The organism is Flavobacterium fluvii, from assembly GCF_900129545.1.
GTDB lineage: Bacteria > Bacteroidota > Bacteroidia > Flavobacteriales > Flavobacteriaceae > Flavobacterium > Flavobacterium fluvii.
On record NZ_FQWB01000001.1, the window covers coordinates 1,254,041 to 1,278,601 of the forward strand.

General features: G+C 38.1%; 19 protein-coding genes and 1 tRNA gene. 16 read left to right on the plus strand and 4 right to left on the minus strand.

What is annotated here, in order from left to right; all coding sequences use genetic code 11:
- Position 1: 1 nt before the first annotated feature.
- Complete coding sequence (locus BUC16_RS05090) at positions 2-448, plus strand: nuclear transport factor 2 family protein (protein WP_073368410.1); 447 nt, start codon at positions 2-4, stop codon at positions 446-448.
- A 6-nt stretch (positions 449-454) separates the two neighbouring features.
- The gene (gene galE, locus BUC16_RS05095; RefSeq protein WP_073368411.1) at positions 455-1,468 is read left to right on the plus strand and encodes a UDP-glucose 4-epimerase GalE; all 1,014 of its coding nucleotides are present in this window, start codon (positions 455-457) and stop codon (positions 1,466-1,468) included.
- Between the two features lie 128 nt (positions 1,469-1,596).
- Here galE and BUC16_RS05100 read toward each other — a convergent pair.
- A tRNA-Gly gene (locus BUC16_RS05100) sits at positions 1,597-1,669 on the minus strand.
- A gap of 135 nt (positions 1,670-1,804) precedes the next feature.
- Here BUC16_RS05100 and BUC16_RS05105 point away from each other — a divergent pair.
- Together BUC16_RS05105 and BUC16_RS05110 are read left to right on the plus strand one after the other, a co-directional pair.
- On the plus strand, positions 1,805-2,251 hold the full coding sequence (locus BUC16_RS05105) for a GNAT family N-acetyltransferase (RefSeq protein WP_073368413.1): 447 nt from the start codon (positions 1,805-1,807) through the stop codon (positions 2,249-2,251).
- On the plus strand, positions 2,244-3,839 hold the full coding sequence (locus BUC16_RS05110; RefSeq protein WP_073368414.1) for a L,D-transpeptidase family protein: 1,596 nt from the start codon (positions 2,244-2,246) through the stop codon (positions 3,837-3,839). Before BUC16_RS05105 ends, BUC16_RS05110 begins: the two co-directional genes overlap by 8 nt.
- Here the strand turns inward: BUC16_RS05110 and BUC16_RS05115 are convergent.
- On the minus strand, positions 3,828-4,550 hold the full coding sequence (locus BUC16_RS05115; protein ID WP_073368416.1) for a murein L,D-transpeptidase catalytic domain family protein: 723 nt from the start codon (positions 4,548-4,550) through the stop codon (positions 3,828-3,830). The two genes, BUC16_RS05110 and BUC16_RS05115, sit on opposite strands and share 12 nt — an antisense overlap.
- A 188-nt stretch (positions 4,551-4,738) precedes the next feature.
- On the opposite strand from BUC16_RS05115, the gene BUC16_RS05120 reads away from it, so the two are divergent.
- The 7 genes from BUC16_RS05120 (at position 4,739) to pruA (ending at position 14,008) form a co-directional block, all read left to right on the plus strand.
- Complete coding sequence (locus BUC16_RS05120; protein WP_073368417.1) at positions 4,739-7,132, plus strand: DUF5916 domain-containing protein; 2,394 nt, start codon at positions 4,739-4,741, stop codon at positions 7,130-7,132.
- A 117-nt stretch (positions 7,133-7,249) separates the two neighbouring features.
- Positions 7,250-8,767, plus strand: a complete 1,518-nt coding sequence (gene gpmI, locus BUC16_RS05125; RefSeq protein WP_073368419.1) for a 2,3-bisphosphoglycerate-independent phosphoglycerate mutase — start codon at positions 7,250-7,252, stop codon at positions 8,765-8,767.
- 89 nt (positions 8,768-8,856) lie between these two features.
- On the plus strand, positions 8,857-9,675 hold the full coding sequence (gene map, locus BUC16_RS05130; RefSeq protein WP_073368421.1) for a type I methionyl aminopeptidase: 819 nt from the start codon (positions 8,857-8,859) through the stop codon (positions 9,673-9,675).
- Positions 9,675-10,439 (plus strand): class I SAM-dependent methyltransferase, encoded by a 765-nt coding sequence (locus BUC16_RS05135; RefSeq protein WP_073368423.1) that lies wholly within the window; start codon positions 9,675-9,677, stop codon positions 10,437-10,439. The genes map and BUC16_RS05135 overlap by 1 nt, the downstream gene beginning before the upstream one ends.
- An 81-nt stretch (positions 10,440-10,520) precedes the next feature.
- A complete protein-coding gene (locus BUC16_RS05140) occupies positions 10,521-11,774 on the plus strand; it encodes a type IX secretion system plug protein (protein ID WP_073368424.1) in 1,254 nt (417 codons plus the stop codon).
- An 81-nt stretch (positions 11,775-11,855) separates the two neighbouring features.
- Positions 11,856-12,242: a Co2+/Mg2+ efflux facilitator ApaG/CorD gene (gene apaG / locus BUC16_RS05145; RefSeq protein WP_073368426.1), complete on the plus strand. Its 387-nt coding sequence runs from the start codon at positions 11,856-11,858 to the stop codon at positions 12,240-12,242.
- Between the two features lie 137 nt (positions 12,243-12,379).
- Positions 12,380-14,008 carry an L-glutamate gamma-semialdehyde dehydrogenase gene (gene pruA, locus BUC16_RS05150; protein WP_073368428.1) on the plus strand — a complete coding sequence of 543 codons (1,629 nt, stop codon included), beginning with the start codon at positions 12,380-12,382 and terminating at the stop codon, positions 14,006-14,008.
- Positions 14,009-14,113: 105 nt separating this feature from the next.
- On the opposite strand, the gene BUC16_RS05155 is transcribed toward pruA, so the two are convergent.
- Together BUC16_RS05155 and rsmG are read right to left on the minus strand one after the other, a co-directional pair.
- On the minus strand, positions 14,114-14,791 hold the full coding sequence (locus BUC16_RS05155; RefSeq protein WP_084546095.1) for a DUF2490 domain-containing protein: 678 nt from the start codon (positions 14,789-14,791) through the stop codon (positions 14,114-14,116).
- Between the two features lie 49 nt (positions 14,792-14,840).
- Positions 14,841-15,470 carry a 16S rRNA (guanine(527)-N(7))-methyltransferase RsmG gene (gene rsmG, locus BUC16_RS05160; protein WP_073368429.1) on the minus strand — a complete coding sequence of 210 codons (630 nt, stop codon included), beginning with the start codon at positions 15,468-15,470 and terminating at the stop codon, positions 14,841-14,843.
- Positions 15,471-15,577: 107 nt separating this feature from the next.
- Between rsmG and BUC16_RS05165 the strand changes: the two genes are divergently transcribed.
- The 5 genes from BUC16_RS05165 (at position 15,578) to BUC16_RS05185 (ending at position 24,517) form a co-directional block, all read left to right on the plus strand.
- Positions 15,578-16,672, plus strand: a complete 1,095-nt coding sequence (locus BUC16_RS05165; protein ID WP_073368431.1) for a fatty acid desaturase family protein — start codon at positions 15,578-15,580, stop codon at positions 16,670-16,672.
- A gap of 48 nt (positions 16,673-16,720) precedes the next feature.
- Complete coding sequence (locus BUC16_RS05170; RefSeq protein ID WP_073368432.1) at positions 16,721-17,911, plus strand: pyridoxal phosphate-dependent aminotransferase; 1,191 nt, start codon at positions 16,721-16,723, stop codon at positions 17,909-17,911.
- Positions 17,912-18,099: 188 nt separating this feature from the next.
- The gene (locus tag BUC16_RS05175) at positions 18,100-20,274 is read left to right on the plus strand and encodes a rhamnogalacturonan lyase family protein (RefSeq protein ID WP_073368434.1); all 2,175 of its coding nucleotides are present in this window, start codon (positions 18,100-18,102) and stop codon (positions 20,272-20,274) included.
- 251 nt (positions 20,275-20,525) lie between these two features.
- Complete coding sequence (locus tag BUC16_RS05180) at positions 20,526-22,343, plus strand: rhamnogalacturonan lyase (RefSeq protein ID WP_317614986.1); 1,818 nt, start codon at positions 20,526-20,528, stop codon at positions 22,341-22,343.
- A 299-nt stretch (positions 22,344-22,642) separates the two neighbouring features.
- Positions 22,643-24,517, plus strand: coding sequence for a peptidase U32 family protein (locus BUC16_RS05185; protein WP_073368437.1), 1,875 nt, complete (start codon positions 22,643-22,645; stop codon positions 24,515-24,517).
- Positions 24,518-24,561 lie beyond the last annotated feature (44 nt).

The window sequence follows — 24,561 nt, forward strand, 5'->3', positions numbered from 1 at the left end:
CATGAAATATTTTTTGACAATTCTTGCGGTAGTTTTATTCCAGTTTTCAGGTTTAGCCCAGAATAATTCCAAATCTAAAGAAGAAAAAGCTGTTGCGGCTCGTGTCGAAACTTTGCGTCAAGCAATGATTGATGCCAATGGAAATGCATTGAAGGAACTTACTTCTGCGGGTTTAAGTTACGGGCATTCTAGTGGAGTTGTTCAAAATCAAGCGGTGTTTATAGAGAAAATCGTGAATGGAGAGTCTGATTTCGTAACGATTGATTTTCAGGATCAAACCATTGAAATTGTTGGCGATGCTGCCATCGTTCGTCACAATTTAGTTGCTCATACTAAAGATGGCGGAGTAGATAAAGATATAAAAATCGGGATAATACTGGTTTGGCAAAAACAAGCAAACAAATGGTTGCTCATTGCCAGACAAGCTTTTAAATTACCTACAACATAAATAAAGATGAAAATACTAGTAACAGGAGGGTTGGGTTTTATCGGTTCGCATACCGTGGTTGAATTGCAAAACAAGGGTTTTGAAGTCGTGATTGTTGATGATCTTTCGAATTCTTCGGAAGAAGTTTTGAAAGGAATTGTTGCCATCACAAACAAAAAGCCGCAATTTGAAAAGTTGGATTTGCGTGAAAAAGAAAAAGTGCAAGATTTTTTCAAAAAGCATCAAGATGTTTCGGGAGTAATTCATTTTGCAGCTTCAAAAGCGGTTGGCGAAAGCGTTGAAAATCCATTGTTGTATTATGAAAACAACATCAACAGCTTGGTTTATTTGCTTCAAGAATTGCAGAAACTACCGGAATCCAACTTCATTTTTAGTTCGTCTTGCACGGTTTACGGTCAAGCAGAAAAAATGCCCATTACGGAAGATGCTTCTATTCAAACAGCGATGTCGCCTTACGGAAATACCAAGCAAATAGGAGAAGAAATTATAACGGATGCGGCCAAAGTGACCAATATCAATGCAATTTTATTGCGTTATTTTAACCCTATTGGAGCACATCCATCGGCTGAAATTGGTGAATTGCCATTGGGAGTTCCCCAAAATTTAGTGCCATTTATTACCCAAACGGGATTCGGTTTGCGAAAAGAATTATCGGTTTACGGGGATGATTACCCTACGCCAGACGGAACGGCAGTTCGCGATTATATTCACGTAGTCGATTTGGCGAAAGCCCACGTTATCGCGATGGAACGCTTGTTGGAAAAAAAGAATTTGGACAAAGTTGAAATCTTTAATCTGGGAACAGGAACAGGGAGTTCGGTTCTGGAAGTGATTCGCGCTTTCGAAAAAGTAAGCGGTCAAAAATTGCCGTATAAAATTGTAGACAGAAGAGAGGGAGATATTACATCGGCTTACGCCAATACCGATAAAGCCAACAATGTTCTGGGCTGGAAAGCACAATCGACATTGGAAGAAGCGATGGAAAGTGCCTGGAAATGGGAACAGAAGGTTCGTTCGTAGTTTTTAGTTTCAGTTAACAGGAATCCTAAATTATCGAGATGATGGTTTAGGATTTTTTTTGTTTTAAAGAATTCAGGACAGACATGGTTTAAAATAAAAAACCCCAAACTTTCGTTTGAGGTTTTTAGAGCGAAAGACGAGGCTCGAACTCGCGACAACCAGCTTGGAAGGCTGGAGCTCTACCAACTGAGCTACTTTCGCATTACTGTGGTGCAAATATAAGAAAGAATTCAAGTTCTTTGCAAGCTTTTTTTTGATTTTTTTATCCAAAAAGTTTATTTTTTTTATAACCGATTTAAAACTAAATCGTTAGAAATTCACTATTTTTATATCATTATGGGAATTATAAAAAAAATAGCGGCCGTGGAGACCTATTCGGTGCGGCTTCCCGTGCTTCGAAAGGGAAAACCAATAGAGAGTTGTCACTTTGAAGGTGACGACTTGGAAACGACCCTGCATTTTGGACTTTATTTGGATCAGGAATTAGTTGGCATCATTTCATTGTTCCTTAAAAGTAATCCCAATTTTTCAGAAAAAAATCAGTATCAAATTCGAGGTATGGCAGTTTTGGAAAATCACAGGAAAAAAGATTTTGGCAAAGTACTCCTCGCTCATTGTGAAAAAGAATGCAAAAGACAAGACGTGGACTTGATTTGGTTTAATGCAAGAACGGAAGCTGTTGGGTTTTATGAAAAAGGGGGATACCAAAAAACAGGAACTCCTTTTGAAATTCCTGATGTTGGTGAGCACATTGTGATGTTTAAAAAAAGTAAAAATGAATAGATTTTTTATTTTAGTATTGTTGTTCAGTATTTTCAGTTGTAAAAAAGAAGTGATAAAAAAGGAAGTAACTCCCAAAACTCCCAAAACATCGACTTTTGTTCCAACTATTCAACCCGAAGGAAAATCATTTCCGGTTGACAGCCTTTTGCTCATTCCCTTCAACAGCAAAGTACTGAAAGAGTTTTACATGTCTACTGGCTACAGGACCATTTGGCAATCAAAAGAAAATAGGGGAATCATATTAAAATATCTTATTGCTTCTGAAGAAGAAGGACTGAATCCAGCTGATTACAATATAACTAAATTGCAAAAATACGAAAGAAAAAGAGCTGTTTTAAGTAGCAATGAAATAGTGAACTATGATGTTTTGCTTACTCGCAGTTTTCAAAAATACATTTCACACCTGACAACCGGAAAATTAAATCCCAGAGCATTATATCCCGATTGGGATTTGAAAGAAAATAAAATCGACATCAATCAAACTATTGCAGGGATGCTTAAAAGCGATTCATTGGATTATAAAATCGAACAACTAAAACCCAATCATATAGTATATAAAAAATTAAAAAAAGCACTTGAGATTATTGACGATTTGCCAAACGATACTTTTGCAAGGATAGAAACGTCAAATAAAATTGTTGCGAATGACACCAATCCTTCGCTAATTGATATTAAAAAAAGATTGATTTATTGGAAAGATTTACAGTCAAAAGACAGTTTGTCTAATGTTTACGACAGCAGGACTATCGAAGCCGTAAAAAAATTTCAATTCCGTCACGGATTGTCGGCTGATGGTGTTATTGGCAAAGGAACAATTGAATCACTCAATTATTCGAAAGAACAACGCAAAGGGCAAATTCTGGCCAATTTGGAACGCTGGAAATGGTTTCCAAGAGATATGGGAAATGAATACATCATCATCAATATTCCTGAATATAAATTGAGATTGATCAACGGCGAAGACACCATAAGAATGTATAAAGTCATCGTGGGTAGAGTCGAAAGAAAAACCCCGATTCTGTCGTCAAAATTGACTCACGCCATTTTTAATCCTACTTGGACTGTTCCTCCCACAATTTTAAAAGAGGACGTGATTCCTTCCATATCAAAAGATCTAAACTATTTGGTTCAAACAAACATCAAGATATATGATGGAAACGGAGATACTGTTTTGGCAAAGGACTGGACGTTGTCGAAAGCAAATAGTTATCGTTATGTGCAAAGTCCAGGAACATTTAATTCGTTGGGAATGGTCAAACTTACTTTTCCCAATCGTTTTTCAGTTTATTTGCACGACACAAACCATCGAGATTATTTCACGAAATCAATGCGTTCCTTGAGTTCAGGTTGTGTAAGAGTTGATAAACCATTGGAATTGGCCGAATATTTATTGGATGATCCAGCCTATTGGAATTTAGAAAAAATTACCGAAACGCTCCAAAGCGAAAAAACAAAACAGATTGCCCTAAAAAAAGAATTGCCTATCCATATTTTATATTGGACAGCTTGGAGTAAAAATAACAAGTTGATTTTTAGAGAAGACATCTATAAACTTGATGCCGATTTGTACGATAAATTAAGAAAATAAATTGCCAATTTCTTTGAAACTTCTTGAAGGATGATAAATAAATAAACAAGATTTATTTTTTATCGTGTTGACTATTTTATTTAAAGATTCTTGTGGAATAGCTGGACACCCTTGGCTTCTTCCCAATCTTTTATTGCATTTTATGAATGAATTTGAAACATAATTTGCCGAATGCATGACCACGCCTCTTTCTCTGGCATTGTCGTTAATTCCTTTTTCCAGACCGTCCAGTTTCAAGGACATTCCATGTTTGCCGTTGTATGTTTCGCCCGTTACATAAAACCCTAGACTACTTTTGAAAGAGCTATTGGCATTCGAAAAACTGTTGGCAAATTCCTCTCCGGTATTTCTTCCATGGGCAACCAAGGAATTGTATAAAATGGTATTGGTGGACAAATCAATTACCCAAAGTCTTTTGACATTGGAAGACAAACTAAAATCAACCAAGGTTAAAATGTCTTTTTGTATTACCCCTTTCTCTTTCAATAAATAAAAACCTTTCAAGGCTTCTTTGAAACTTTCGAGATTTGGTAATTCAAATTGACTAGAATTCAATGAGTTATAAATCGTGTCTACTTTAGAATCAAAAGTAGATTCGGCTGTAACAACAACTTCTTGAATTTTGGAAGTTTCTGTATTGTAACAATTTGTTTCGTTTGGAAAAATTGAAAACAACAAAAACAAAATAGAAGGGAATATCTTATAAATCATTGATAATGTATAGGTTATGCTTCAGATTAAGGACTGCAAATGTACGACATAAATGCTTTTTTATTGAAAAATTAAGAAAAAAATATGATTTAGCCGTTGATTCCGCCCGCTAACCGCATATTAAAAATCACATAAAACTTTGTTTTTGTGTTAATTTTACTATTTTTGCTTAACCATAATCATAATATATGCCGAAGTTTTACTCTTCAATTCTACTTATTTTGGTTTTTATCCATTTTAGTTCTTATGGCCAAAAAAAGACACTTCAGGCAAAATCAACTGTAGAAAACATTGTCATTGACGGAAAAATCACCGAAGAGGCTTGGAAAACCGCTCCGATTGCTTCCGATTTTGTCATGTTTGAACCGGATAATGGAAAACCTATTAGCGACAGCAAGAAGACGGAAGTGAAAATTCTTTATGACAATACCGCCATTTATGTTTTGGCAGTATTGCAAGATGACGAGCCCAATAAAATTTCAAAAGAATTAACCAATAGGGATGTTTTCGGGATTTCCGACCATTTTTCGGTTTCCATAAATGGCTACAATGATGGACAACAAGATTTCAGGTTTTCTGTTAGTGCTGCCGGAGTGCAAATGGATTGTTTGGCCATAGAAGACAGCGAGGATTACTCTTGGGATGCCATTTGGAACAGCGAAGTGATCCTAACCGATTTTGGATGGGTTGTTGAAATGAAAATTCCTTATGCTGCCCTACGATTTTCAAAAGCCGAAAAACAAACTTGGGGCATCAATTTTATGCGTGAAATAAAACGTGATTTCCAAAAATACACTTGGAATCATATTGATACTAAAATTGGTTCCATAATTACGCAAGAAGGAATCCTGGAAGGAATTCAAAACATAAAAACGCCAACAAGACTTTTCTTGATTCCATACAGCTCGGCCTATTATCAACAAAATAATTTTGATTCCGATAAAACCTTCAAAGCGGGAATGGATATCAAATACGGAATAAATGATGCCTTTACGCTTGACGCCATATTAGTTCCTGATTTTGGACAAACAAAATTTGACAATGCCATTCTAAATCTGGAACCTTTCGAACAGCTTCTTAACGAAAACAGGCCTTTTTTCACTGAAGCAACCGACTTGTTTGCAAAAGGCGGGATGTTTTATTCCAGAAGAATTGGCGGCGAACCGATCATTCAGCCAGAAACAAAGATTAACGAGGAAGTCACGGATTATCCAAGCACTGTTGATTTAATCAATGCCGTAAAAGTTTCTGGTCGAACGGAAAAAGGTTTGGGAATTGGGGTTTTGAATGCCGTTACCGAAAAAACGTATGCAACCATTCGCGACACCATAACAAATGTGTCACGAAAAGAAGTAATATCGCCTTTGACCAATTATAATGTATTGGTTTTAGACCAACGATTCAATCAAAATTCATCAGTGTCTTTTGTTAACACGAATACTGTTAGAAATGGAAATTTCAGGGATGCCAATGCTTCGGCTTTACTATTCGATTTGAATACAAAAGACAATACCTATAATTTATATGGAGACTTTAAATGTAGTTATGTCAATGACGTGAAAGATTACGATGGTTATAAAACTGCCATTAATTTTGCCAAAACCAGCGGAAAATTCAGGTATTTGTTTTCGGCTAAATATCTATCCGATAATTATGATATAAATGATTTGGGAATTATTTTTGTTACAAATTATCACGGTGTTTATGCCGAATCAAGTTATAGAATAGTCAACCCCACAACTGTTTTCAATACTTTTAAGGCATCACAAAACATAAATATTGATCAGCAAAACACGACTGGGAAAATACAGGATGCTCGATATCAGCTTGTTGTTAAGGCGACAACATTAAAAAACCATTATTTAGAATTTCTTTTTCAAATTAACCCCTTGGATCGATACGATTTTTACGAACCGCGTTCTTATGGAAGCTATGTTTACAAACCTAAAAGCATTATAGGATATGGACAGTTTTATTCAGATGAAACCAGGCCTTTTCATTATGAAATTGAACTTTCGACCGAAAAATTTGATGAAGAAAACAGAAATATTTACAGGGTATTTGGAGGGACAAAATACAGGTTCAACGATAAATTTTCATTGTCTTACAACTTCGAATATACCCGTATGACAAACGATAGGGGTTGGGTAGATTTTGACAATGACGATATTATTTTTGCCGAGCGCAATCGAGAAATTCTGCAACATTATTTTACCGGTAAATACTCTATCACCAACAAAATGACTTTTAATCTTATAGCAAGATATTACTGGTCCTATTCTGATAATCACGAATTTTTCACGTTGCAAGATGACGGCTATTTAATGCCAAACCCAGGTTATTCCGAGAATAAAGACAGAAATTTCAATTCTTGGAATTTAGATTTTTCTTATTCTTGGTGGTTTGCCCCAGGAAGCGAACTTTCGGTTTTGTATCGAAATTATGCATTGGAAAACACCAATCTTGTCGAGAAGAATGCGCAAGACAATTTCAGTAATCTTTTTGGAGGCAACATGACCAATATTTTTTCGATTAGTTTGCGTTACTATATTGACTATAATTCCTTGAGAGGCAAGTATTGAAAATGCATTAATTTTAAGAAAACACTTCTTGTTTTACACAATAAAATGCATAATAGTGATTTTTATCATCTAAAACATTTTTATAAATGCTTTATCTTTGCATAAAAATACAACACAATGAACAAAAAAGTAATCCTCATGATTCTGGACGGTTGGGGAAAATCTCCAGACCCTAAAGTTTCGGCAATTGACAATGCAGACATTCCTTTCATCGATAGTTTATACAAAAAATATCCAAGCGCACAGCTTAGAACCGACGGATTGAACGTTGGCTTGCCTGAAGGTCAGATGGGAAATTCCGAAGTGGGACACATGAACCTTGGAGCAGGAAGAATTATTTATCAAGATTTGGCAAAAATAAATCTTGCCGTTGAAAATAAAACATTAAACACTGAACCGGTACTTGTTGACGCCTTCCAATATGCCAAAGACAAAAACGTGGACGTTCACTTTTTAGGATTGGTTTCTGATGGTGGAGTGCATTCCCATACCTCTCATTTAAGAGGTTTAATCGATGCAACCCAAAATTTTGGTTTAGAGAAAGTTTTTGTTCACGCTTTCACTGACGGACGTGATGTTGATCCAAGATCAGGTGCAAAATACATTCAGGATTTAGAAAATTATACGGCGAAAACTTCTGTGAAGATTGCTTCTGTTGTGGGGCGTTATTATGCAATGGATCGTGACAAACGTTGGGAAAGAGTGAAAGTTGCCTACGATTTATTGGTAAATGGAGCTGGAACTCATTCGAGAAATATTGTAAAAAACATCGAAGAGAGTTATGCAAAAGATATAACAGACGAATTTATCGACCCTATCATTGCGGTTGACGAAAACGACAAACCATTGTCTATAATTAAAGAAGATGATGTCGTGATATTTTTCAATTTCAGAACCGACAGGGGGCGTGAATTGACCGAAACTTTGTCTCAAAAAGATTTCCACGAGCAAAACATGCACAAACTCAATTTGTATTATGTTACGCTTACCAATTATGATGAAACTTACGAGGACGTAAAAGTCGTTTACAACAAAGACAACATCACGGAAACCCTTGGTGAAGTCTTGGAAAAAGCGGGCAAAAAACAAATCAGAATCGCCGAAACAGAGAAATATCCACACGTGACCTTCTTCTTTTCTGGTGGTAGAGAATTGCCGTTTGAGGGCGAAAGCCGCATCTTGAAAAACTCTCCAAAAGTAGCCACATACGATTTGCAACCCGAAATGAGTGCTTATGAACTAGCCGATGCTTTGGTTCCTGAACTGGAAAAAGGCGATGTTGATTTTGTTTGTCTGAATTTTGCCAATGGAGACATGGTGGGGCATACAGGAGTGATGAGTGCAGCAATAAAAGCCTGTGAAGCGGTTGACAAATGTGTCGAAAAAGTAGTTACTGCGGCCTTGGCGAATGGTTACACGACATTGGTAATTGCAGACCACGGTAATTGCGAAACGATGATAAATCCTGACGGAAGTCCAAACACGGCGCATACTACAAATCCAGTGCCTATTATTTTGGTTGACAATGAATTGAAGGCGATTAATGATGGCGTTTTAGGCGATTTAGCTCCGACTGTCTTGGCGTTGATGGGCGTTGAAAAACCTGAAATTATGACCAGACATTCACTTCTATAATCATATAGTAATTTTATAAAAAAGCTTCTCCAAAACAGAGAAGCTTTTTTTATAAATAAAATTGTATTTTTGCCACTTATTTTACAAAAATGATTATCCAAAAAACAAGAGAAGAAATAGAATTAATGCGCGAAAGTGCTTTAATCGTATCCAAAACATTAGGAATGATTGCTTCTGAAATCAGACCTGGAGTTACCACTTTACATCTGGACAAGTTAGCCGAAGAATTCATTCGTGATCATGGTGCAGTACCAAGTTTCCTAGGATTGTATGGTTTTCCAAACTCGCTTTGCATGAGTCCAAATGCGCAAGTGGTGCATGGAATTCCGAACAACAAACCGCTAGAGAGTGGTGACGTGATTTCTGTAGATTGTGGCGCTTATAAAAACGGATTCCACGGAGACCACGCTTATTCATTCGAGATTGGAGAAGTGGCTCCAGAAACCAAAAAATTATTGCAGGTTACCAAAGAATCTTTGTACGTAGGAATACGTGAATTAAGAATAGGAAACCGCGTGGAAGACGTGGGTAATGCCATCCAGAAATACACCGAAGCCCACGGATATGGAGTGGTTCGCGAATTGGTAGGACACGGTGTTGGTCAAAAGATGCACGAAGACCCTGAAATGCCCAATTATGGTAAAAAAGGTCGCGGAAAACTTTTCGTTGAAGGAATGGTCGTTGCTATTGAGCCAATGATCAATATGGGAACCAAAAACATAAAACAACTCAAAGACGGTTGGACAATCCTTACTGCCGACGGAAAACCATCTGCCCATTTCGAACATGACGTTGCAATCATTGACGGAAAACCAGAGATTTTGTCCACTTTCGCCTATATCTATAAAGCTTTGGGAATTGAAAGCAATGAAGAAGACGAGTTTAGAAAAATACCATTGGTTTTATAATGAAAAAACTTTTTAAATTAATCCTCAATACCATTCCGCGTCCAATATTAATTCGTTTGAGTTATGTGGCGCGACCAATTATCGCATTTTCGTTAAAAGGAACTAATTTTACCGATCCTATCGACGGGAAAAGTTTCAAGTCAATGTTGCCTTATGGATACGAAAAACAACGCAACAATGTACTTTCGCCAAGTACTCTTTCGTTGGAAAGACACCGTTTGTTGTGGTTGTATCTAAACGAACAAACCGATTTTTTCACGGCAAAAAAGAAAGTATTGCATTTTGCACCGGAACAGGCTTTTTATAAATTGTTTCGCAAGCAAAAAAATCTCGATTACACCACAACCGATTTATTTTCGCCATTGGCAGACGTGAAAGCGGATATCTGTAATTTGCCTTTCGAAGACAATCAATACGACGTTATTTTGTGCAACCACGTTTTGGAACACATTCCAGACGATACCAAGGCAATGCAGGAATTATTCCGAGTTTTGAAACCGGGTGGAATGGCGATTCTTCAAATTCCGCAAGACTTAAAAAGAGAAGTGACATTTGCCGACGATTCTATCACTGACCAAAAAGAACGCGCCAAAATATTCGGGCAGTACGATCACGTTCGCATTTATGGTCGCGATTATTTTGACAAATTGAGAAGCATTGGTTTTACTGTAATTGAAGAAGATTATACCAATAAAATCGCTCTAGAATTGGTAGAGAAATATTGCTTGGCCAAAGGAGAAATTATTCCGGTTTGTTTTAAATAAACCGAAAATCATCCAATTTTATTTCAACATAATTTAGCAAAGCATAATTCGTTATATTTACCATTCAACAATTACGAAATTATGCTTGCTCCTTTTTTTCGAAAAATACTATTGCTTTTTATCGTCACTTCGGCTGTTGCACAAACAGAAACCGAGGTAGTTCCGCCTTATAACATCAAAACCACGACCTTCATACAAAACAATGAAAATGTAGTTCCCATATTCGAATTGGGTTCGGGTTTCCAATTTCAATTTGATGATTTGTTCGGAAATGAAGCCAATTATTATTACGAAATCGTGCATTGCGACTACAATTGGAAACCAACTGACATTCCAAAAACCGAATATTTAAAAGGTTTCGACGGGCAAAGAATTCAAGAATACGAGAATTCCGTTAACACCCTGCAAACCTATTCGCATTATAGATTGCCCATTCCAAACCAATTCACGCAATTAAGAATCAGTGGCAATTACATCCTGAAAATCTTGGACGAAAATAAAGATGTGGTGTTCTCCAGGAAGTTTATCCTTTATGAAGATTTAGTTACTGTTCCCATGCAAATAAGACGTGCCCGAACTGCAAACTATTTAGATTATAAACACAATATCGAGTTTTCGGTTCGTTCACTCGTGCTCAATTTTCAAAATCCCTTGAAAAACGTAAAAGTGGTCTTGTTTCAAAACGGCCAGTTCAACACCGCCATCAAAAACATAGCGCCACAATACACCATTGGCAACGAATTAATTTATAAATACGATACCGAAACCCAATTTTGGGCTGGAAACGAATTTTTGTATTTCGACAATAATGATATTAGAGCCGCCGCCAATAATGTTTCAAGAGTAAATTCAAGTACTGGGATTTACAGTTCTAATTTATATACCAATAATGCCAGAGGAAATTTTCCATATTCCGTAACTCCGGATGTCAATGGAAATTTCGTGGTTCGCAACATCAGTTCGGTAAAAAACGATATTGAAGCAGATTATGCCTGGGTTTATTTCAGTCTTTCGGCTCCCGCATTTATGTCGAAGAAAGGCATTTATGTGACGGGAATGTTCAATAATTACAGTTTGTCGCCCGAGTACAAAATGGATTTCAATGCCGAAAAAAAGATATATGAAAAAGCCGTTTTAATAAAACAAGGGTTTGCCAATTATCAATATCAGGTGGCTGACGAAAAAGGGAACGTGGATGCCGAAAAAGCTATAGACGGCAATTTTTGGCAAACCGAAAATGATTATTCCATATTGGTTTATTATCGCGAAAACAGCGACCGCTACGATCGAGTTATTGGAAAAGCAACCGCAAATTCGAATGTAATTACCAACTAAAAAAACATTTTTTAAAACTGCAAAACAAACCCATTTTTTTGTAAATTTGCGATATATTAAACTCATTAGTACTCAATTACAATGGTTTCACAAATAACAAGAGGTATTAAAATTTCCGTTTTGACTAGTTTTGAAGGTACCTACTTCAAGAACTACAAAATTCATTTTGCCTTCAGTTATCAAATCACCATCGAAAACCACAGTAAAGATTCCGTACAATTAGTTTCACGTCATTGGGAAATTTTCGATTCCCTCAACAACAGGGAAATTGTGGATGGCGAAGGCGTAATTGGTAAAAAACCAGTTTTAAGACCAGGCGAATCACATACTTATAATTCCGGCTGTTTGTTGGCCTCACCTTATGGTGCCATGAAAGGATTCTTCAATATGGTCAATTTTACCACCACAAAAACTTTCAAAGTAATTGTACCTACATTTCGTTTGTCTGCACCTTTTGCCTTGAATTAAAAGCTATTGCCAAAACCAAGCAAAGTGGATTAAATTTACAATCATGACCCGAACAGATTTGCATCATTAATTGCATGTTTTTAAAACAATCCTTTGTACTTTTGTGAAACTTTTATAATTCTCAAAATAAAAAAGATATGCTCAAAGGATTTTTCAATACGCCAAAAGCCGTAAACGAGCCCGTAAAATCGTATGCGCCGAATTCTCCGGAAAAAGCTGCTGTTCTGGCTGCTTACAAACAAATGTGGAATGAAAAAACAGACGTTCCCCTATACATAGGAAGTGAGGAAATCAGGACCGGGAACACCAGAAATATGACTGCGCCACACGACCACAAACACGTTGTAGGAGTCTATCATCTTGCCGAAAAAGTACATATCGAAAAAGCCATTGCCAATGCATTGGATTCCAAAGCAAAATGGGCCAATATGGCTTGGGAACAACGAGCCGCGATTTTTCTGAAAGCTGCCGAATTAATTGCAGGACCTTACAGAGCCAAAATAAATGCCGCAACAATGATTGCGCAATCCAAAAATATTTACCAGGCCGAAATTGATGCTGCCTGCGAATTCATAGATTTCTTGCGTTACAACGTGGAGTTTATGACGCAAATCTACGGTGACCAACCCAAATCAACTTCCGATGTTTGGAATAGACTGGAATACCGTCCTCTGGAAGGTTTTGTGTATGCCATTACGCCTTTCAACTTTACGGCCATTGCAGGAAATCTTCCGGCTAGTGCTGCCATGATGGGGAATGTCGTGATTTGGAAACCCAGTGACAGCCAAGTTTTTTCTGCCAAAATTATCATCGACATCTTCAAGGAAGCCGGACTTCCTGACGGTGTAATCAACGTGGTTTTTGGGGATGCCTTAATGATTACCGACACCGTTTTGGCAAGCCGTGATTTCGCCGGAGTTCATTTTACGGGTTCCACCCATGTATTCAAGGATATTTGGGCAAAAATTGGAACCAACATTCACCACTATAAAACCTATCCAAGAATTGTGGGCGAAACGGGTGGAAAAGATTTCGTTTTGGCACATCCAAGTGCCAACGTGAAACAAGTTGCCACCGGAATTGTTCGTGGTGCTTTCGAATTTCAAGGTCAAAAATGTTCTGCCGCTTCAAGAGCTTATGTCCCTAAAAGTATGTGGACTGAACTCAAAAAACAATTGATTGTTGACGTGAAATCAATGAAAATGGGTTCGCCGGAAGATTTTGGTAATTTCATCACCGCCGTGATTCACGAGGGTTCTTTCGATAAATTGGCAAGATTCATAGACCAAGCCAAAAAAGATGTGGATGCCGAAATTATCGTTGGTGGAAATTATGACAAATCTGTTGGTTATTTTGTTGAACCAACCATAATCGTGACCACAAATCCACATTATGTTACGATGGAAACCGAATTGTTTGGACCAATCCTGACGCTTTTCGTTTACGAAGACGATCAATGGAAATCCACTTTAAAGCTGGTTGACAGTACTTCTGAATATGCCCTGACTGGAGCTGTCTTTAGCCAAGACCGTTATGCCATCGAGGAAGCGACAATTGCTTTGCAAAACGCTGCCGGAAATTTCTACATCAACGACAAGCCTACAGGAGCTGTTGTGGGAATGCAGCCTTTTGGTGGTGCCAGGGCTTCCGGAACCAACGACAAAGCGGGTTCGGCATTGAACTTGTTGCGTTGGGCTTCGCCAAGAACCATCAAGGAAACTTTTGTAACTCCTGAAGATTATAGATATCCATTTTTGGGAGAATAGTTTTCAAGGTACGAGGTTAGATATACGAAGTACGATATTTAAAAACCCACAAGAATCAGGTTATTTGAGTTCTTGTGGGTTTTGTTTTTAATTTTTTATAAGAAACTAAAAAGGCAAACTATTAAAAAACATGATTTGAAATTGGGTTCTGCTGGAATTTGGGAGAATTTGCGACATTAAACCCGCTTCAACTTTGAAATTCTTATTAAAACAATAGCCAAGACCACCATAAATACGATCTCTATCAAAATAACTTGGACCTTCGGTATTGATAAAAATTTCATTGTAAGCGGAAGCATATATGGCATTTTTATCCATTTCTTTTTTGTTGATTGGAACATTCAAAGAGAGAAAATAACGCGCCCGCATCTTGAAATCATCTTCGATAAATCGTTGTTCAAAGCGATAGCGATGCTGAATGTTTACTCTTCCAAATTGTTGCTTGGTAATAAATTGCTGAAAAATCCGGTGTTCGTTCGTATTCGTTTTGTTATCTGTTCCAGCGATATAGGGCTCTGAATAGACATAAGCGTATCCCAATAACAGATTGTTGTTGTTTTCGGATAAATTGTATCCAATTCCTGTTCTTAACAATAATTGCTCGAGATCTCCGGCGAAATTATAGTTTCGGTACTGCACTTCATTGTGCCAATTCCATCTATTGTTGATTTTTTGGTTGCCGAAATAAAGGAACCAATTTCCTGTATCTGTTTTTTGTGCATTTACGCTGGCTGTTAAAAATAATGCCGCCAAAAAGCAAAACGATTGTACTTTGTTGATCATTTAATTTTGAATTATTTTGAAGTTAAAAATTCGATATGGTTCACAAATTTTATACCACAAATTTCAAAGGCAAATGAACTACTTTCTTGGTTTCGAAAAATTCATCTTCAAAAAAGTCTGCCAAGTTATACTCTGTAGCTTTCGGGAAATCCTTTAATTCTTCGGTTAAATCACCACCTTTTAGATAGAGAATTCCATTTCTGAGTTCGTGCTTGTTTTTCTTCTTGATTTTGTCTTTTATCCAAGACACAAAATCAGGCATATTGGTCACGGCACGACTAACGATAAAATCGAAATCGCCTTTCACCAATTCGGCTCTCATCTGTTCCGCTTTCACGTTTTTGAGTTCCAAAGCATCGGCGACAGCCTGAACCACTTTTATTTTTTTGGCAATGACATCAATCAAGTAAAAACGGGTTTCCGGGAAAAGAATCGCCAAGGGAATTCCGGGAAATCCTCCGCCAGTTCCAACGTCCAAAACATAAGTTCCAGGTTCGAATTTTATGACTTTGGCAATTCCCAAAGAATGCAAAATGTGTTTGGTGTATAATTCGTCAATATCTTTTCGGGAAATAACGTTGATTTTGGTATTCCAATCGTGGTATAAAAAATCCAGTTTTTTGAATTGTTCTTTCTGAATATCAGTTAAATAAGGAAAATACTTTTGAATCTCGTCCATTGTTATAAATTTTAACAAAAGTACAATTTTTAGTTTTGAATATTTAACTCAATTTAACAGATTGAAAATTTATAATAATTATATTTGCACAATATTCAAATTCAACAATGAACAACGTCGCCCCTACATTTGCGAAGCAAGACAATCTAAAGTTTTTTAGAACGCTTAACTCTCGGGTGAACAGCTACTTCAAAGAAAATAATATCCCAAAAACGGGTAACTGGAAGATTCATTTGAAGACTGTAATTCTTTTTACGGTTTTTTTGGTTCCCTATTTTTTGATACTTACTTTACCTATGCCTTTTTGGGTACATTTACTATTGACCATTGTCATGGGAATTGGAATGGCCGGAATTGGAATGAACGTGATGCACGACGCCAATCACGGCTCGTATTCGACTAAAAGTTGGGTGAATAAATTTATGGGTGGAACAATTTATGTTTTGGCTGGAAATGTCCATAACTGGCAAGTGCAACATAATGTTTTACATCATACGTACACGAACATCATCGGTCACGACGAAGATTTGGAAGCAGGAAGAATTATGCGTTTCTCCAAGGAAGCAGAATGGCACAAATTCCATAAATTCCAACAATATTATGCCGTGTTTTTATATGGTTTGTTGACTTTCAATTGGGCCATCACCACTGATTTCAAACAAATGAGCAGTTACATCAAAAGAAAACTCTCTTATGGCGAACCAAAAAGCCCAAAAATCCTTTGGACCACTTTAATCATCACAAAAGTAATTTATATAGCCATCTGGATTGTTTTGCCAATTGTTATTGGAATCACTTGGTGGAAGGTTTTGGTTGGATTTTTCATAATGCATTACACTGCCGGATTAATCTTGAGTATCGTGTTTCAATTGGCTCACGTAGTGGATGAAGCCTCTAATCCAGTTCCAAATCAAGAAGGAGAAATGGAAAATACTTGGGCAATTCACCAATTGTTTACCACCGTTAATTTTGCACCAAAAAACAAAATCGTGAACTGGTACACGGGAGGTTTAAATCACCAAATTGAGCATCATATTTTTCCACATATCAGTCATGTGCATTATGGAAAAATTGCAAAAATCGTAAAGGAAACAGCCAAAGAATGTCAGTTGCCTTATTACGAATACAAAACATTCACGGCTGCTGTTTTCGCCCATTTCAAACATTTAAAAGAACTGGGGATGAAACCCGCCTTACAATAAAACAAAACCATAATTAAAAACAGATTTATAAATCAAAATTTACATTTAATGAACAATTTGCTTTCAGACAGAATTAATAATTTAGCTACGTCACAAACATTGGCAATGGCTGCATTAGCCAGAGAATTAAAAGCTCAAGGAAAAGATATCATCAGTTTAAGTTTGGGTGAACCAGATTTTAACACACCAGATTTCATTAAAGAAGCTGCCAAAAAAGCCATTGATGAAAACTACAGTACTTATTCTCCAGTTGATGGTTACGGTGACTTGAAAGATGCTATTTGCAGAAAATTCAAAAGAGACAACGGATTGGATTATAAACCATCTCAAATCGTGGTTTCAACAGGAGCAAAACAATCTTTATACAACATTGCACAAGTAATGTTAAACGATGGTGACGAAGTTATTTTACCAGCACCTTACTGGGTTTCTTACTTCGAAATCGTAAAATTGTCAGGTGGAGTTCCTGTAGAAGTTCCAACTTCTGTAGATACTGATTTCAAAATCACACCAGCACAACTAGAAGCGGCTATCACACCAAAAACAAAAATGATGTGGTTCTCTTCTCCTTGCAATCCTTCAGGTTCTGTTTACAGCAGAGAAGAATTAACGGCCTTGGCTAAAGTATTGGAAAATCATCCAAACATTATTGTGGTTGCAGACGAAATCTACGAGCACATCAATTTCTCTGGAACTTTCTGTAGTATCGGATCTATTCCGGGAATGTTGGAAAAAACAGTTACCGTAAACGGAGTTGCCAAAGCTTTCGCTATGACAGGATACAGGATTGGTTACATCGGAGCACCGGAATTTATTGCAAAAGCGTGTACGAAAATTCAAGGACAAGTAACTTCAGGAGCAAATTCTGTGGCACAACGCGCTACAATTACTGCCGTAGATGCTGACCCAAGCGTATTGAACCATATGGTTCAAGCTTTCCACAGTCGTAGAGATTTAGTGGTTGGATTGTTGAAAGAAATTCCAGGAATCAAAATCAACGTTCCAGAAGGTGCTTTCTACGTTTTCCCAGACGTTTCTTCTTTCTTCGGAAAAACATTGAAAGGAACTGAAATTAAAGATGCAAACGATTTATCAATGTATCTTTTGGCTGAAGCAAACGTTGCTACTGTAACAGGTGACGCTTTCGGAAATCCAGATTGTATCCGTTTCTCTTACGCAACAAGCGATGATATTTTAAAAGAAGCATTAAAAAGAATCAAAGAAGCATTGGCACTATAAGCAGGACTTCTATTTTTAATATCAAGAGCCTCAAGATTTTTCTTGGGGCTCTTTTTTTGATTCCCTCAAAAAAAAGACTTCAAAAACAAACCGTTATTGTTCAGGATACAGAACAGTACAGTACAGGATGGTGTGGCTTGTTTTTATGCTTATTTTTAGCAAAAACTAACCAACCTTTTCTATTAACTATGAACCAAAAAACTACTATCATTTTTTTTAAAAAAACTGTCCTTTTACTTCTGTTTTTATTTGGAATAACCACTCAAATATTCGCTCAGCGAAGTGTTGAAAAGCTCAATCGGGGTTTGGTTGCCATGCGCTTAAACGCCAGTCAAGTCTATGTTGGCTGGAGAATGCTGGGAACCGATCCTACTGACACAAGTTATAATTTGTATTGTGACGGAGTAAAACTGGCTGGAAGCCCTTTTACGACAAGCACCAATTTTACCCACGATACCACTACAGACGGGAGCTATACCGTTCGCGCTATTATCAATGGAGTTGAAGAACCTGTTTCTGAAACAGCCACTGTATGGGCCAACCAGTATTTGGATATTGCAATGCAAATACCCCCTGGAGGAACCAACGTAAGCGGATCTTACACCTATAGCGTAAATGATTGCAGTGTGGGTGATGTAGATGGTGACGGACAATATGAAATTTTCGTGAAATGGGATCCCTCCAACTCAAAAGACAATTCTCAGCCTGGTTTTACGGGCAATGTTTATATTGATTGCTACCGGTTGGACGGAACACGTCTTTGGAGAATCGACTTGGGAAAAAACATCCGTGCCGGTGCCCATTATACCCAATTTATGGTGTATGACCTGGACTCGGATGGTAAAGCCGAAATGGCTTGTAGAACAGCCGACGGAACCGTAGACGGAATCGGGATAGTTATTGGTGATAAAGATGTAGATTACAGAAACGCTACCGGTAGTACAACTACATCTGGAAGCCCTTATGGTGCTGTCATATCTGGTCCTGAATTCTTGACGGTTTTTAATGGAGAAACAGGAAAAGCAATGGCTACCACTAATTATTTGCCTGCGCGTGGAATAGTAAACAATACCACTTGGGGTGATAGTTACGGAGGTCGTTCGGAACGTTTTATTGCCGCCATCGCTTATCTTGACGGTTCAAAACCTAGCCTAGTAATGGGGCGTGGCTATTACACCAGATTGATACGCGTGGCTTGGGACTGGCGAAACAATACTCTTTCGCAAAGATGGATTTTTGACAGCAATACTTCAGGAAATTCAGTTTATGCAGGTATGGGAAATCACCAGATGACTGTAGGTGATGTTGATGGCGATGGTAAAGACGAAATATTTAACGGTTCGAGCGGTATTAATGATGACGGAACACAATTATATGCTAACACTTTAGGTCATGGCGATGCTTTGCATATGAGTGATATGGATCCTGACCGCCCGGGACAAGAAATATGGCAATGTCTGGAAGAACCTGCTAAATACAAAACGAATGGTCTTGTTTTTTTGGATGCCAAAACAGGAGCAACTCTATGGGGCTTACCCGCAAATACAGATGTAGGCCGTTGCAATGCAGCAGATATTGATCCACGCTACAAAGGATATGAATGTTTTGGTAGTGCTGGCGTAAAAGACCCGGTATCAGGTGTTACCACTACTACAAACTATTTAATGGATTGCAAAGGAAACCTTATCAGCAATGCAAAACCATCTCAAAATTTCTCTATTTGGTGGGATGCCGATTTGAATCGTGAACTATTGGACGACAATCACATCGACAAATGGAATTATCTTGCAGGTAATAGCAGCAGATTACTTACTGCAACCGGATATTCTTCAAACAATACCACCAAAGCAACTCCTAGTTTGAGTGCCGACCTTTTTGGAGACTGGCGAGAAGAAGTAATTTTCCGTAAAACAGACAATACTGCCATCAGGATTTATACCACCAACATTCCTACGACCAATAAACTATACACTTTGATGCACGATACGCAATACAGAGTGGCAATTGCTTGGCAAAACTCGGCCTACAATCAGCCACCACATCCTAGTTACTATTTGGGAGTAGATATGGCTGCTCAAACACAACCAAATGTAATCGCAACAAGCTTATCAACCAATGAGTTTTCAAATAAGGAACCTTCGGCAAATGCCATTCTTTATCCAAATCCAACAAGTCAAACTTTCACGATTATGGCAGAAGGAAAATTCACTTATTCAATTCACAACATTCTAGGACAAGAGTTGGGGTCGGGGAAAGGTGAAAATCAATTAGAAGTAGGACAAATATCAGCTGCTTCAGGTGTTTTCATTATCACCGTGAAATCAGAAAAAGGAACATCATCCATCAAGCTGATTAAAGAATAAAGCAAATTTCAACATCAAGAGCCTCAAGATTTTTCTTGGGGCTTTTTTTTTGATTATCTCAAAAAAACAAATCTCAAAAACAAATCTCAAAAACAAATCTCAAAAGCAAAATATCATTGCAAAAAGTCACACCAACACAGTACAGGATAGTGCGCCTTGTTTTTATACTTATTTTTAGCAAATAATAACCAATCTTTTCTTTGACTATGGATCAAAAAACTTCTGCCATTTTTTTAAAAAAAACAGTCCTTTTGCTTCTGTTTTTATTTGGAATTGCTACTCAAACATACGCCCAACGTACAGTTGAAAAACTCAATCGTGGTTTGGTTGCCATGCGATTAAACACCAATCAAGTTTATATTGGCTGGAGAATGTTGGGAACCGAGCCCACTGATGTAAGTTATAATTTGTATTGCAACGGGAAAAAATTGGAAGGAAGTTCTTTTAAAACTTCCACCAACTACACGCATGAAATCACTGCCGACGGAACCTATTCTGTTCGTGCCATTATTAATGGTATAGAACAACCTTCTTCAGAAACTGCCACAGTATGGGCCAATCAATATTTAGATATTCCCATGCAAATTCCTGCAGGTGGAACCACTCCAGATGGGCGCAACTATACCTACAGCGTGGGCGATTCTAGTGTTGGCGATGTAGACGGTGATGGTCAATACGAAATAGTTGTAAAATGGGATCCATCCAATGCACACGACAACTCCCATACGGGTTATACCGGTAATGTAATTATTGATTGTTATCGTTTGGACGGAACCAAACTTTGGAGAATTGACTTAGGAAAAAACATCCGTGCCGGAGCCCATTACACCCAATTCATGGTGTATGATTTAGACTCCGATGGGAAAGCCGAAATTGCATGTAAAACAGCCGATGGGACCGTAGATGGAGCAGGAGTGGTTATTGGATCGGCTACTGCAGATTATAGAGAGACTGTTGGAAAAACTACCGGATATATTTTGTCTGGCCCTGAATTTTTAACCGTTTTTAATGGATTAACCGGTAAAGCAATGGCTTCTACAGATTATCTGCCGGCTCGTGGAGATGTAAAAGATTGGGGTGATAATTACGGCAACCGGGTGGATCGTTATATTGCAGCAGTCGCTTATCTTGATGGTTCAAAACCAAGTTTGGTAATGGGACGTGGTTATTATACAAGACTGGTACGCGTGGCTTGGGATTGGCGAAACAACACCCTTTCCAAACGATGGGTTTTTGACAGTAATGATTCTAAAAACAAGGATGCTTTCGGTCAAGGCAATCACCAAATGACCGTGGGTGATGTTGATGGTGACGGTAAAGACGAAGTATTTAACGGTACTAGCGCAATTGACGACAATGGAACAAAATTATACGCCAATGGTTTGGGTCACGGTGATTCTTTGCACATGTCCGATATGGATCCCGATCGTCCTGGGCAGGAAATATGGCAATGCCATGAAGTTCCATCAAGGTATGGAGCTTATGGTCTTGAATTTAGAGATGCAAAAACTGGAAAACCTTTATGGGGTGTTAGCGGAGAAGGCACAGACGTGGGTCGAGGTATTGCTGCCGATATTGACCCTCGTTATAAAGGCTATGAATGTTGGGGTGCCAAAGGAAATTTATACGATTGCAAAGGAAATGAAATTGGAACTTCAAAACCTTCCATGAATTTCGCCATTTGGTGGGATGGCGACTTGAACAGAGAACTATTAAATTCAAATAGAATCGACAAATGGGATTACACCAATGCAAAAACTGTCAATTTGCTCACCGCCACAGATTATAAGTCAAACAATGGAACTAAATCGACACCTTGTTTGAGTGCAGACCTTTTTGGAGACTGGCGTGAAGAAGTCATATTCCGCAAATCCGACAATACTTCCATTAGAATTTACACAACAAATATCCCGACGACCCATAAACTATATACTTTAATGCACGATACGCAGTATAGAGTTGCAATCGCTTGGCAAAATTCGGCTTACAATCAACCCCCACATCCAAGTTTTTATTTGGGAGCAGATATGGCACCACAAACAAAGCCAAATGTGGTAACCGTAAAATAATTTTAAATTTTACATGCCAAAAGCCTCAAGATTTTCTTGGGGCTTTTTTTGTTGGGTGTGTCCACGCTTCCACTATCGTTGCAGTGCGGTCGGGCTATCCGCTATATCTTTTGTTTCGCTAACGCTTCACAAAAGGATGTCGTTTCTATCCCTCACACAAAAACTACAACAAACAACAATTTTCCAAAAAATCCCTTTCCTAATTAGAAATCTTGAATAATTTATAAGACCTTTGCAAACTTTAAGACAAAAAGCTAAAACCTTAATAGTCTAGCAATTATAAAATTATCATCCCATAGATGAAAAAGAAAATAGAAATACTCGCTCCTGCTAAAGATTTGATTCACGGAATGGCCGCCATCAACAGTGGCGCCGATGCCGTTTATATCGGAGCTCCTTTATACGGCGCGCGTTCCAATGCCACAAACTCTATTGAAGATGTGGCGAAACTGGTGGAATATGCCCATTTATTCAACGCTCAGGTTTTTGTGGTTATCAACACCATTTTATACGACAACGAACTGGAAACCTGTCGTCAGATGATTTATCAATTGTACGACATCGGTGTCGATGCGCTGATTGTTCAGGATATGGCGATTATGGAAATGGAGTTGCCGCCTATCGTTTTGCACGCAAGCACGCAGGCCAACAACCGTGATGCCGACAAAATCAAATTCCTGAAAGATGCCGGAATGAAACGTGTGGTTTTGGCTCGTGAATTGAACCTACACCAAATCAAAGAAATCAGCGAAGCTTCGGATGTGGAACTGGAATTTTTCGTGACGGGAGCGCTCTGCGTTTCTTTCAGCGGGAATTGCTATATGAGTGTTGCCAATGGCGAACGCTCTGCCAACCGCGGTTCTTGTGCACAAAACTGTCGTTTGCCGTACAACCTCATAGACGGTAACGGCGATACTTTAATCAAAAACAGCCACTTGCTTTCCATCAAGGATTTTGATGTATCGGATCAAATTCCAAATCTGATTGAAGCGGGTGTAATTTCCTTTAAAATCGAAGGACGTCTGAAAGATATTGTCTATGTAAAAAACAACGTTTCTTACTTACGTCAAAAACTGGATGCTTTCCTCGAAAACGACAAAAGCGGTAAATACGAAAAAGCTTCTTCCGGAAAATGCACTTATACGTTCGAATCGGCTTTGAATAAAAGTTTCAACCGTGGTTATACCGATTATTTTGTCAACGAAAGACACCAAGCCATTGGTTCCTGGGAAAGTCCAAAATCCAAAGGACAATACATTGGCAAACTGATCAAAACCACCGGAAACGCTTACGAAATCGAAAACGGCGAACTCCTAAACAATGGCGATGGACTTTGTTTCATCAACGAAAACAACGAAGCCGACGGAATTTATGTCAACAAAGTCGAAAATGGTCTGGCATATCCAAATGTGCTGAAAGAAATCAAACCCGGAACATTCATTTACCGCAACAACGACGCTGCTTTCATCAAAATTGTGGAACGCGAAGACAGTGCTGTTCGAAAAATCAGCACGACTTTATTGTTGACCGAAACCGAAACCGGTTTTGAACTCATCGCCACCGACGAAGACGGAAACGTGAGCACCGTAAGTTTGGTTCATCCAAAAGAAAGAACCAAAAACAACGAATCTATCGAAGAGAATTTCAAAATCAATTTGGCAAAAACAGGTTTCACGCCTTACACTGCCGATGAAATTACGATTATGTTCTCCGAAAACTGGTTCCTTCCTATTTCCAAAATCAACGAAATGCGAAGAACGGTTTTCGAACAATTATCAGCGATTCGTTTGGCTAATTACAAGCGTCACGAACACAAATTGGTCAAAACATCACATCCTTATCCAGAAACCAAACTGGATTTCATGTACAATGTTTCCAATAAACTGGCTCGTAAATTCTACGAACGTCACGGCGTAACCGAAATTGAAAAAGCATTCGAATTGCAATGGGATCCCGGAAAATCACGTGTGATGACCACCAAATACTGCATCAAATACGAACTGGAAAAATGTCCAAAGTATCACAAAGACACAATGGAAACCAAACTCAAAGAACCTTTGGTACTGAAACAGGGCGAATTGGAATACAAACTCAAATTCAATTGCAAACCCTGCGAAATGGAAATTTGGGAGAAAGATGCCGAATTTGAAATCGAGGAAGACCACTTTCATTAGTAGCGTTTATTTTGAAACAGATACTTTAATAGAAACCGATGCTT

What these genes read in the sequence shown, in the direction of transcription:
- BUC16_RS05120 (WP_073368417.1), top strand. Translation starts at nt 4,739, where the DNA reads ATGCCGAAGTTTTACTCTTCAATTCTACTTATTTTGGTTTTTATCCAT.
- galE (WP_073368411.1), top strand. Translation starts at nt 455, where the DNA reads ATGAAAATACTAGTAACAGGAGGGTTGGGTTTTATCGGTTCGCATACC.
- BUC16_RS05105 (WP_073368413.1), top strand. Translation starts at nt 1,805, where the DNA reads ATGGGAATTATAAAAAAAATAGCGGCCGTGGAGACCTATTCGGTGCGG.
- apaG (WP_073368426.1), top strand. Translation starts at nt 11,856, where the DNA reads ATGGTTTCACAAATAACAAGAGGTATTAAAATTTCCGTTTTGACTAGT.
- BUC16_RS05135 (WP_073368423.1), top strand. Translation starts at nt 9,675, where the DNA reads ATGAAAAAACTTTTTAAATTAATCCTCAATACCATTCCGCGTCCAATA.
- rsmG (WP_073368429.1), bottom strand. Translation starts at nt 15,470, where the DNA reads ATGGACGAGATTCAAAAGTATTTTCCTTATTTAACTGATATTCAGAAA.
- BUC16_RS05155 (WP_084546095.1), bottom strand. Translation starts at nt 14,791, where the DNA reads ATGATCAACAAAGTACAATCGTTTTGCTTTTTGGCGGCATTATTTTTA.
- BUC16_RS05140 (WP_073368424.1), top strand. Translation starts at nt 10,521, where the DNA reads ATGCTTGCTCCTTTTTTTCGAAAAATACTATTGCTTTTTATCGTCACT.
- BUC16_RS05175 (WP_073368434.1), top strand. Translation starts at nt 18,100, where the DNA reads ATGAACCAAAAAACTACTATCATTTTTTTTAAAAAAACTGTCCTTTTA.
- BUC16_RS05185 (WP_073368437.1), top strand. Translation starts at nt 22,643, where the DNA reads ATGAAAAAGAAAATAGAAATACTCGCTCCTGCTAAAGATTTGATTCAC.
- BUC16_RS05170 (WP_073368432.1), top strand. Translation starts at nt 16,721, where the DNA reads ATGAACAATTTGCTTTCAGACAGAATTAATAATTTAGCTACGTCACAA.
- map (WP_073368421.1), top strand. Translation starts at nt 8,857, where the DNA reads ATGATTATCCAAAAAACAAGAGAAGAAATAGAATTAATGCGCGAAAGT.
- BUC16_RS05110 (WP_073368414.1), top strand. Translation starts at nt 2,244, where the DNA reads ATGAATAGATTTTTTATTTTAGTATTGTTGTTCAGTATTTTCAGTTGT.
- BUC16_RS05115 (WP_073368416.1), bottom strand. Translation starts at nt 4,550, where the DNA reads ATGATTTATAAGATATTCCCTTCTATTTTGTTTTTGTTGTTTTCAATT.
- pruA (WP_073368428.1), top strand. Translation starts at nt 12,380, where the DNA reads ATGCTCAAAGGATTTTTCAATACGCCAAAAGCCGTAAACGAGCCCGTA.
- BUC16_RS05090 (WP_073368410.1), top strand. Translation starts at nt 2, where the DNA reads ATGAAATATTTTTTGACAATTCTTGCGGTAGTTTTATTCCAGTTTTCA.
- gpmI (WP_073368419.1), top strand. Translation starts at nt 7,250, where the DNA reads ATGAACAAAAAAGTAATCCTCATGATTCTGGACGGTTGGGGAAAATCT.
- BUC16_RS05165 (WP_073368431.1), top strand. Translation starts at nt 15,578, where the DNA reads ATGAACAACGTCGCCCCTACATTTGCGAAGCAAGACAATCTAAAGTTT.